A 10,876-nucleotide genomic window follows, 5' to 3' on the forward strand; every position below is an offset into this window, starting at 1 on the left:
GTCCCGCCGGGAGGGTCGCCCTGTCACGGTAGATACATATTGGGGACGGCGTTGGCATAATCCGACCGCGGCACCGCGCCGCGCGCGTCCTGCCGGCTGACGTCGGGACCGCCAATGAAAAATGGGCAGCTGTGGCGCCGCCGCGGTCGTCACCTGAGAGAAGAATCATGAGCTGGTTGCTGGCGTTCCTGGGTTTCCTCTTCGGCGCGGGCTTCGCCCTGAGCTATGACCTGCCCATCTTGTCGGTCGCCGTGCTTTGCGCGGCGGTCGGCTTCGCGCTGCCACACCTGGCCAGGCGCCGGGCCGCCGCCCCTCAGCCGCCGGACGCGGCCGGACAGGGATCGCGAACGGCCTACCTGCCCCTGCCCGAGCGCGTGCTGCGCCTGGAGCGCGAAGTCGCGCAACTACGGGCTGAAATGGCACGGCTGCGCGCGCACGGACCCGCCGCAGGGGGCGCGGCTGACGTCGCCGGTGCCGGCGCCGGCCGGGCCGCGGACGATGCGGTACCCCCCGCCACCGCAGCCGCCGCTGGCGCGGCGGATGCGCGAGGCCTGCCGCCGCTGGTCCAGGAGGATCCGCAAGCGCTGCCCTCCAGCGCGGACGCCGAAGTGTTTCCCGCCGCGCCGCCCACGCCCGCCGTGGCAGCGGCAATGGCGGCCGGCGCGGCAGGCGCCGCCGTGCCCATGCGGGCCGTTTCCCCGGTTTCGTCAGTGTCGTCCGCGCCCCCGGTCGCGGCGCAGGCCGCGTCCGACGACGATGTCGACCTCGACGCCTACCTCGATACGCCGCTTGATACCGCCCCCGCCGCCTCGCCGCGCGTCAAGCTGCGCGAGCCCGACGCGGTGGAACGTGCCGTGGCCGCCATCCGCGGGTGGCTGCTGGGCGGCAACACGGTCGTGCGGGTCGGCATGATCGTGCTGTTCTTCGGCATCGCCTTCCTGTTGAAGTACGCCGCCGACAACGACATGTTCCCGGTCGAGTTCCGCCTGGCCGGCGTGGCGGGAGCGGCCATCGCCCTGCTGGCCGTGGGCTGGCGCCTGCGCGACCGCCGCCATGCCTACGGGCTGGTGCTGCAAGGCGGCGGCGTCGGCGTTCTTTACCTGACGGTCTTCGCGGCGACGCGCCTCTACGCGCTGCTCCCCGCTGGTGCCGCCCTGCCCCTGATGATCGCCATCTGCGTGCTGAGCACCCTGCTGGCCGTGCGGCAGAACGCGGCGATGCTGGCCTTCATGGGCAGCGCCGGCGGATTCCTGGCGCCGGTGCTGCTATCCACCGGCGGCGGCAGCCATGTCATGCTGTTCAGCTACTACGCGCTGCTCAATGCCGGCATCCTGGCGATCGCCTGGTTCAAGGCCTGGCGTCCGCTGAACCTGCTGGGCTTCGTCTTCACGTTCGGCATCGGCGCGGCGTGGGGCGCATCGGCCTACCAGCCGGCGCTGTTCGCCAGCACCGAACCCTTCCTGCTGCTCTTCTTCCTGATGTATGTGGGCATCGCCCTGCTTTACGCGATACGCCGCAACCTGGCCCTGAAGCACTACGTCGACGGCACCCTGGTCTTCGGCACGCCCCTGGTCGCCATCCTGCTGCAGGCCGCCCTGGTGCAGGGCAAGGAATTCGCGCTGGCCTACAGCGCCCTGGCGCTGGCCGCGTTCTACCTGCTGCTGGCGGCGTGGTTGCGGCGCAGCCACGGCCGCCTGGCATTGCTGTTCGAAGCCATGCTGGCGCTGGGCGTCATCTTCGCAACCCTGGCGGTGCCGCTGGCCTTCACCGGCCCCACGACCAGCGCGGTATGGGCCATCGAAGGCGCCGCCATCGCGTGGGTCAGCGTCCGCCAGCGCCGCCTGCTGGCGCTGGGCTTCGCCCTGCTGCTGCAGATCGCCGCGGGCCTGGTGTTCTTCAGCCTGCAGACGTACTACAGCCAGGCGTCGGTGCCGCTGCCGGTGCTCAATGGCAATTACATCGGCAAGGTGCTGATCGCGGTGGCCGCGTTGTTCACCGCCTGGCTATTGAATGGCAAACCCCTGAACGGCAAACCAGCGGCCGCGGCCTGGCGACGCGAGCTGCCCGGCATAGGCGCGGCGATGGCCGTCTGGGGCATGCTGTGGTGGACTGCGGGCGGTCTCTACGAGATCCATCAGTATTTCGACCTTTACCCCTACGCCGCCAGCGTCTGGCAATACGCGCTGGATGCCGACATCCTGTTCCTGGTGCTGACCGCATGGATGGCGCATGGCCTGTGCCGCGCCCTGGACTGGCCGCTGGCGCGCTGGCCCGGCGCCGCGCTGCCGCCGGCGCTGGCCATCGCCGGCGCCCTGGCCAGCCTGGCCGCAGCCCCGCTTTCCACCGTCGTGGCGCTGCCCGTGGGACTGGCGCTGTCGTGGCTACTGCTCTATCGCGAACGCGACGATCTGCCGCCGCGCCTGCTGGACGCGCTGCACACCCTGTCGTTCTGGACGCTGTGCGGCCTGCTGACGATGGAAGGCTATGCGCGGCTCGGCGCCTGGGTGCCGGAAGGGACCTGGCAATGGAGCGCATGGGCCTATGGCTATGGCCTGATGTTGCTGCTGCTGGCTGGCCCCGGCGCGCGCCTGGCGTGGCCCGTGCGGCGGCACGCCCGCGCCTACCTGGTCTGGGGCGCGACGCCGCTGGCGGTGCTGCTGTGGGGTTGGAGCCTGCTCAGCGTCTTCTCGGACGGCGACGCCGCGCCGCTGTTCTACCTGCCGCTGCTGAATCCGCTGGACGTCGCGATCCTGCTGGCGGCACTGGCCGCGACGGTATGGGTGCGGCGGCTGGATGCGCTGGACCTGCGCCCGGCCGGCAAGCCGTATGGTCGCGGCAGCCCGCTGCCGCGCGCGCTGGCGGCGTTGACGGCCTTCGTCTGGCTCAATGCGATGCTGCTGCGCACGCTGCATCATTGGAGCGGTGTCGCCTATGACCTGGACGCGCTGAGCGCATCGACGCTGGTGCAGGCCGCCGTCTCCGTGTTCTGGACGGTATGCGCCCTGGCCACGATGATCCTGGCCACCCGCCGCGGCAGCCGGCCGCTGTGGTTCACCGGCGCGGGGCTGCTGGCCATCACCGTGGTCAAGCTTTTCCTCTTCGACCTATCCTATCTGTCGGGCATTTCGCGCATCGTCGCCTTCATCGGCATCGGCGTGCTGCTGCTCCTGATCGGTTATTTCTCGCCCCTGCCGCCCCGCAAGACCGGGGCCACGGAGAATTCCGCATGATCCCGTCGTCCTTGCCTGGCCCCTCTCGACAGCCGCGCCTCGCGCGCGCGGGCGGACCGCGGCGCGCGCTGGCGGCCATCCTGGCGACGGCGGCGGCCCTCGCCGGCGCCGCCATGACGGCCGCAACGGCAGCGCCGTCCACGACGTCCGTCGCACCGGACCCGGCCCCCCCGGCCCCTGTTCGGCGCTATGCGCTGGAGCAGCTCGCCAGCGCCCCCTACTACCGGGTCACCCTGAACGACGCGGTCTACGCCGCCAGCCTGCGCGGCGACCTGGGCGACCTGCGCATCCTGAACAGCGCCGGCGAGTTCGTGCCCTACTCGTTCGACAATACCGCCGCACCCACGCGCCCCGCGACGCGCCGGCCGCTGCGCTGGTTCCCGCTTCCGGCCGCCGCCAGCCCGGGCGCGGCGGACAGCGCGCTCAGCGTCACCATCGGCCCCGACGGCGGCCTGCGCGCCGCGGCCAAGCCGCCGCCCGCCGCCACGCGCGGCGGTGACGTCATCGACCTGGGCGCGGACAGCCCGCCGTTGTCGGCGCTGTTGATCCATTTGCAGGACAGCAGTTGGCAAGGCCGCGTGGATATCTCCGCCAGCGAGGATCTGCGCGCCTGGACACCCGTGATCCAGGCGCCCTTGCTGAAAGCCGCCAGCGGCGACGCCACGCTGGCGCAGGAACGGGTGGACCTGGACGGCCTGCGTGCGCGCTATGTGCGCCTGCGCTGGCCCGACGGCGCCCCTGCCCTGGCCGGCATCGAGGGCGAGTCCATTCCCGTCGATGCCACGCCGCCCACGCGCGCCTGGCGCGGCGGCATCGCCACGCGGGCGGGCGCCAGCCCGGGCGAGTACCTGTTCGACACCGGCGGCGCATATCCCGTGGACCGCATCCAGTTCGACCTGCCGCAAGCCAACACGGTTGCGTACGGCCAGCTCTATTCGCGCAACGATGCGCGGCAGCCATGGCGCATGGTGGCCGCGGGGCAGTTGCTGAGATTGCAGGGCGGGTCTGCCACGAATGCGGCCGGCGACGAGCAACGCAATCCGCCGTGGGCCGTGCCCGTCGACACCGACAGGCAGTGGCGCCTGCTGGTCGACACCCGCGGCGGCGGCCTGGGCAGCGGCCAGCCCACGGTGGCGCTGGGCTGGCGGCCCACGGTCGTCACGTTCGTGGCGCGCGGCGCGGGCCCCTTCGTGCTGGCGGTGGGCAATTCCGCATGGGAGCCCGTGGCGGTGCCGCTCGCCGACCTGATGGCGGTGGAGGCCGCGGCGCCCGCGCAAGCGCGGCTGGGCCAGGAACTGGCGCCGATGCCGGCCGCCTTGGCGGCCCGTCCCGCGGACCCCGACTCGAACCGCCGTTATGTCCTGTGGGCGGTGCTGGTGGTGGCCGTGGTGGTGCTGGGCCTCATGGCCTGGCGCCTGTCCCGCGCGAATTCAGGGTAAAGCGCCACGCCGCGAACGCCGGGAACCACGCGGGCCTGGCTAAGACTTGTCTCATTTACATGATGACCGGACTCTGGTGATATAGCTGACTCCCTCGTCGGTCGCAACGCAAGGCAGGCGCCACGATCCGGCACCAGGGCCGAACGCCGCGACCGCGCCCACCCTACCCCTACCATCGGGACTCGCCGTGCCTGACCGCCAGACATTCAAGCGCAGACTGTGGGGCACGACGCTGACGATACTGGGTACGCTGGCCCCCATCCTTCTCATCCTGCCCCTGATCACCACCGAGGCGCGCCGCCAGGCCGCCAACGAAGCCGGCATCACGGCCGCGGTGGTCCGCAAGCAGATCGAGAACATCCTCATGCACGCCGAGGACGCCACCCACAGCCTGGCCACGACCAGCCTTGGCCGCCCCTGCGAGGAAGTCAGGAACCGGCTCATGCGCATGGGCACCCTGCGGCCCTACTTCCGGTCCCTGGGACTGGTGCAGGACAACCAGATCTATTGCTGGTCGGTCTACACGGACATCACGACACCCCTCTACGCCATTTCACCCGAGGGGGAGATCGGCCCCGGCCTGACCATCACGCCTGTCGCCGGCACCCTGCTGGTGCCGGACCGGCCCGCCGTCCAGGTGTCCTATGGCCGGGCCGCCGGCAGCGGCGCGGTGGCTTTCGTCGATGCCCAATACCTGTACGACCTCAAGAGCGCCGCTGCCCGCGACGGCCTCTATGACATCGAGATCCTGCTCGGCAAGCGCCGCCTGCCCCTGCTGGATGCCGGCGAACGCGAACGACCCGCGCACGAGGTCGGCGACGAGACCCAGGTGTCCTCGTCGCGCGCCTACCCGGTGGACGTTCGCGTCACCGTCCTGAACCACCAGATCGATTCGTTCCGCCGGGATATCTGGCACAACTACCTGGCTTTCCTGGTCCTGGCCTGCCTGGTGTGCGGTTACCTGACACGCCGCTATTTCGACCGTCGCATGACCTTGGCCACCGACATGCGCAAGGGCATGCGCAACGGCGAGTTCCACCTGGTGTACCAGCCGCTGGTCGAACTGGGGACCGGCGCGTTCTCGGGCGTCGAGGCCCTGCTGCGCTGGAATCATCCGTCCGCGGGACCGATACGGCCCGATCTCTTCATTCCCGTGGCCGAGGAAAACGGCCTGATCGTCGAACTCACCCGCCACGTCTTCGCCCTGGCCGCCGCCGACCTGCGCACGCTGGGCCTGCCGCCGCACGCCCACCTGGGCCTGAACGTGTGCGCCCAGCACATGGCCCGGACCGATTTTGTCGACGATGTCGAGGCGCTGCTGCGGCGTATCGAAGGCCTCGGACCCATCACCCTGGTGCTGGAAGTGACGGAACGCGCGGCCCTGCCGGATTCCGAGGTCGTGCGGGCCAACATGCGACGCCTGCGCGAACGCGGCGTACAGTGGGCCATCGACGATTTCGGCACGGGGCATAGTTCGTTGGCCTATATCGAGCAGCTGGAGGCCGACTTCCTGAAGATAGACCGCGCCTTCGTCAACAGCGTGGGAACCGATGCCGTGTCGGCGGTGGTGCTGGAGACCATCATCACCCTGGCACGCAAGCTGGACCTGAGGATGGTGGCCGAAGGCGTGGAAACCGCGCGGCAATCCGCCTTCCTGCGCGCGCACGGCGTGCAATTCGGCCAGGGCTACTACTACGGCCGGCCCATGCGCGCGCGCGATCTCGGCGCGTGGCGCCAGGCCTTCGTGCTGGACCCGCCCGGCAAGGATGGGGCGCCGCTGGTGGCCTGAGCCGGCGGCGCCGCGAGCCCGCCCCGCCAGCCGGACGCCGCGCCGGCCCGGCTCAGCCGAAGCGCAGCCGCATGAAGCTGGCGATGCTGGCCAGCCCCGCGAACAACGCGCCCAGCCACAGCGCCATCAAGGCTCCCTCCGTACTGGAGGCATGGAAACAGGCCGCGACCAGCGCCGCGCCGCTGGACTGGCCCAGCAGACGCACGGTGCCCACCATGCCGGACGCGCCGCCGCTGCGCGCGGGCGGGGCCGACGTCATCAGCGCGCGCACATTGGGCGACTGGAAGAAACCAAAACCGGCGCCGCACAGGGCCATGCGCCAGCAGATGTCGAACACGCCGGCGGACTCCGGCAGCAAGGCCAGCAGCATCATGCCCAGGGCCAGCACCGCCAGGCCGACGCCCGCCAGCAGGCCGGCCGCATAACGGTCCGACAGGCGTCCCGCCACGGGTCCCAGCACCGCCACCAGCACCGGCCAGGGGGTAATGAGGAAGCCGGTTTCCACCTGCGAGTAGCCCATCCCGTTTTGCAGCAGGAAAGGCAGCGACACGAAGGACAGCGATTGCGTGGCGAACGTGCACATGGCGGTCGCGGCCGACAATGCGAACATCGGCCGCTTCAGCAGGTCCACGGCCAGCAGCGGCGCGGGATGGCCCGCTTGCCGGCGCAGCAGCACCAGCAGGCAGATCGCCGCGCCCGCGGCGCTTATCGCGATCATGCGCGGCGGCGCCACGTGCGCGCCCTCGTTCAGGGCGAAGACCAGCAAGGCCAGGAAGCCGGCGGCGAACACCGCGGCCATGCCGTCGAAGCGATGGCCGCTGCCGGCGCTGGCAGGCAGCGACAGGAAACAAAGCCGCAGCGCGATCAGGCCCACGGGAACGTTGATCAGGAACAGCCAGTGCCAGCTGGCGACGGTGAGGATCAGGGATGCCACGGTGGGGCCGGCGGCAAAGGCGAAACCCACCACCAGCGAATTCAAGCCCACGCCCGCGCCCAGCAAGCGATCCGAATAGATATAGCGCAGCATGGCGATATTGACGGCCATGATGCCCGCTCCGCCCAGCCCCTGCGCCACGCGCGCCGCCACCAGCCACGGCAGGGTGGGCGACAGGCCGCAGGCCAGCGAGGCCAGCGTGAACAGCACCATGCCGGCCACCATGATGCGTCGATAGCCGATGATTTCCCCCAGCGACGCGAGCGGCAGCAGCGCCGCGACCATCGCCAGCTGATAGGCGCTGATGACCCAGATGGAATCGGCCTCGCCCACGCCCAGGTCGCGCGCCATCGCCGGCAGCGCGGTATTGGCGATGGCGGTGTCCAGGCTCGCCATGCAAACGCCCAGCATCACGGCCAAGGCGGCTCGGCGCCGATCCGCGGCCGGCAGGCCTTGTCCAACGGGTAGGGGTTGTTGCAATGAGAACGACAGGCGCGACGCGGGCATGTGCAGCTTGAGGAAAGAGGGTCGGCGGCGCCGGCCGCGTTGCACGGCCGGACATGAGGAGCGGGTAAGGGTGTACTCCCGTAACCCGCCGGCTGTCAAACCCGCGCCGGCCGCCGGCCGGCCTTATACCGCGGGCGCCTGTGCGTCGAACCGCGCGTCCTCCATGGGGAACAGGGGGCGGGCCCGCTTCGCGTAGGGAAAGATGGAATAGTCCGACGTAGTCACTCCGGGGCTGTCGATTTCCACCAGGCCCGCCGAGATGGGCACGAAGACGGGGCGGCAGTACATGCGCGATTTCAGCAGCAGGAAGCGGGCGCGGCGGGGATCCCGGCCGACGCTTTCGAACACCCCCAGGTCCCACGGCTCATGCGGCAACTCGGACACGACGACCACCGCCGCGCCCATGTCGAGCACCGCGCAGCGCCCCATGCCCACCCGCATGCCGGTATAGGCCGGCCCCGTGATCACGTACTCGCCATCGGTGATGGCGCGCACGATGCCGCTGGCCTGCATGGGTCGCGCGTGGATGCCGATATTGTCCAGGGGGCGCTTGTTGCCCAGCGGCAGCGTGACCCGCGCGCCGACGCCGGCCGCGATCATGGCCGCCACCGCCTCGGGATCGCACAAGGGACCCGCCAGGATGCCCTCCATGCCGGCGGCCAGCGCCGCCTCCAGCACCGCCGTGGTATCGCACGTGCCGCCGGAATTGCAGTTGTCGCCGTGATCCAGCAGCAGGATGGGCCTGTCCTGGCCCTGTGCCCGCGCGGCGCCCTCGCGCAGGGAATCCGCCATGGGCGGACTGCGGTACACGAAGCCGTCGCGGGCCTTCCAGATCTCGTCGGCCAGGCGCGCCGCGGTGCGGTCGGCCAGTGCGAGATCGCCGTCGGCGACCACGATCACGCTGATGCAGGGCTTGGCGATATCCGCCAACCCGAAACCCGCCAGCACCGAGGCGGCCACGACGGCGTCGTCGGCCGCCTCGGCAGCCCTGGCCGCGCTGACCGCCGCCTGCATCGCGCCAGCGTCGGTCGCCGAGCGCAGCGTATGCGTCATCAACGGCAGGCGCCGCCAGGCCATCACGGGACGGAAATCGCCGGCGATCATGCGCCAGAGCAGGCGGCCCGCGTGCTCGCCCGTCTCGTACATGTCGACGTGTGGATAGGTCTTGAAGCTGACGATGACGTCGGCGTTGTCGATGATGGTCGGCGTCACGTTGCCGTGCAGGTCCAGCGCCACCGCCAGCGGCACGCCGGGCGCCGCCTTGCGCACGCGCGCGAGCAGGTCGCCTTCGCCGTCGTCGCTGTTCTGCGCCACCATGGCGCCATGCAGGTCAAGGAAGATCGCGTCGCAACCCGGCACGGCGGCAAGGATGCGTTCGCACATGGCGTCATAGGCGTCCGCGTGCACGGGCCCGCTGGGGTTGGCCCAGGCCGACAAGGGCGTCACCATCCGCGCGCCATGGGCCCGCGCCAGGTCGATGAAGGCCGACATGGCGGTGCGGCCGCCGTCGTTGTCGCGCAGGGCGTCATCGTCATAAAGCGGGCCGTTGCGGCCGAAGGACGACAGCGGCGTGGGAACCGGCGAGAAGGTATTGGTCTCGTGGTTCATGCGGGCGATCAGGACTTTCATGGGCGGCTCCTCAGGTCAGCCCGAAGGGGGCGCGCGCCGGCGAGGGCGCACGTGCAAGCTTGCTTCCGGAAGGCGTGGGCCTATACCCCTGCCCGGCTCACCATGGCTTGCAGCAGGACATTGCAGCCGGCCTCCAGATGCTCGGGCTTGGCGTCCTCGATTTCATTGTGGCTGATGCCGTCCTTGCACGGGACGAAGATCATGGCGGTGGGCGCCACGCGCGCGAGGTACACGGCATCGTGGCCCGCGCCGCTGACCACGTCCATGGCCGACAACCCGAGGGCCCGCGCGCCCTCGGCCAGCTTGGCGATCAAGGACGGCTCGAAGGCCTGGGGCGGGAAGTACACGACTTCGCGCAGGTCCATGGCGACGCCGCGAATCGCGGCGATGCCGTCGCGCAAGGCCGTGGCCATGCGGTCCAGCGTGGCGTCGTCGGCGGCACGCAAATCCACCGTCATCCCCACGCGTCCGGGAATGACATTGCGCGAGTTCGGATAGGTATCCAGGCAACCCACGGTGCCGCGCGCGTGCGGCGCGTGCTCCAGCGCGATGCGATTGACCAGCTTGATGACATCCGCGGCGGCCAGCAGGGCATCCTGGCGCAGGGCCATGGGTGTCGGGCCGGCATGGGCTTCCATCCCGGTAATGGTCAGGTCGTACCAGCGCTGCCCAAGCGCGCCCTGCACCAGCCCGATCACCACATCGGCCGCCTCCAGCACCGGGCCTTGCTCGATGTGGGCCTCGAAGTAGGCGGCCACGGGTTGGCCGCCTACGGCATCGGCGCCGGCATAGCCGATTTCCCGCAGCGCCGACCGCACGCTGACGCCATCGCGGTCCACCGCGTCGAGGGCATGCTCCAGCGTGAACGCGCCCGCGTACACCCCCGAGCCCATCATCACCGGCACGAAACGCGAGCCTTCCTCGTTGGTCCACACCGCCACTTCCAGCGGCGCCTCGGTGCGCACGCCATGGTCGTGCAAGGTGCGCAGCACCTCGATGCCCGCCAGCACGCCATAATTGCCATCGAACTTGCCGCCGGTGGGCTGCGTATCGATATGGCTGCCCGCCATCACCGGGGGCAGGTCGTCGCGGCGGCCCGCGCGGCGCATGAACATATTGCCGATGGCGTCCACGCGCACGCTGCAGCCCAGTTCGCGCGCCCACCCGGCCACCAGGTCGCGCCCCTGCCGGTCGAGATCGGTCAGGGCCAGGCGGCGCACGCCGCCCTTGTCCGTGGCGCCGATGCGCGCCAGCGTCATCAGCGACTCCCACAGGCGAGCGCCGTTCACGCGCAACGATAGGGTGTCGAGAGTAGAGGTATCCATGTCATGCCTTCCAGATAAAGCGT

The 10,876-nt window shown here is 70.5% G+C and carries 6 protein-coding genes; 3 read left to right on the top strand and 3 right to left on the bottom strand.

Annotation, left to right across the window (positions count from 1 at the left end; translation table 11 throughout):
- Nucleotides 1–167 precede the first annotated feature (167 nt).
- The 3 genes from C7R54_RS21995 (at nt 168) to C7R54_RS22005 (ending at nt 6,458) form a co-directional block, all read left to right on the top strand.
- Nucleotides 168–3,230 (top strand): DUF2339 domain-containing protein, encoded by a 3,063-nt coding sequence (locus tag C7R54_RS21995; RefSeq protein ID WP_129152577.1) that lies wholly within the window; start codon nt 168–170, stop codon nt 3,228–3,230.
- Nucleotides 3,227–4,669: a DUF3999 domain-containing protein gene (locus tag C7R54_RS22000; RefSeq protein WP_240039663.1), complete on the top strand. Its 1,443-nt coding sequence runs from the start codon at nt 3,227–3,229 to the stop codon at nt 4,667–4,669. The genes C7R54_RS21995 and C7R54_RS22000 overlap by 4 nt, the downstream gene beginning before the upstream one ends.
- Nucleotides 4,670–4,856: 187 nt before the next feature.
- A complete protein-coding gene (locus tag C7R54_RS22005; RefSeq protein WP_129152578.1) occupies nt 4,857–6,458 on the top strand; it encodes an EAL domain-containing protein in 1,602 nt (533 codons plus the stop codon).
- A gap of 52 nt (nt 6,459–6,510) precedes the next feature.
- On the opposite strand, the gene C7R54_RS22010 is transcribed toward C7R54_RS22005, so the two are convergent.
- From C7R54_RS22010 to C7R54_RS22020, 3 genes are all read right to left on the bottom strand, one after another.
- Entirely contained in the window at nt 6,511–7,899 is a 1,389-nt protein-coding gene (locus C7R54_RS22010) for an MFS transporter (protein ID WP_129152579.1), read from the bottom strand.
- Between the two features lie 123 nt (nt 7,900–8,022).
- The gene (locus C7R54_RS22015) at nt 8,023–9,528 is read right to left on the bottom strand and encodes a M81 family metallopeptidase (protein WP_129152580.1); all 1,506 of its coding nucleotides are present in this window, start codon (nt 9,526–9,528) and stop codon (nt 8,023–8,025) included.
- Between the two features lie 80 nt (nt 9,529–9,608).
- On the bottom strand, nt 9,609–10,853 hold the full coding sequence (locus C7R54_RS22020) for a Zn-dependent hydrolase (protein ID WP_129152581.1): 1,245 nt from the start codon (nt 10,851–10,853) through the stop codon (nt 9,609–9,611).
- Nucleotides 10,854–10,876 lie beyond the last annotated feature (23 nt).

Source organism: Achromobacter aloeverae, from assembly GCF_004121055.1.
GTDB lineage: Bacteria > Pseudomonadota > Gammaproteobacteria > Burkholderiales > Burkholderiaceae_B > Bordetella_C > Bordetella_C aloeverae.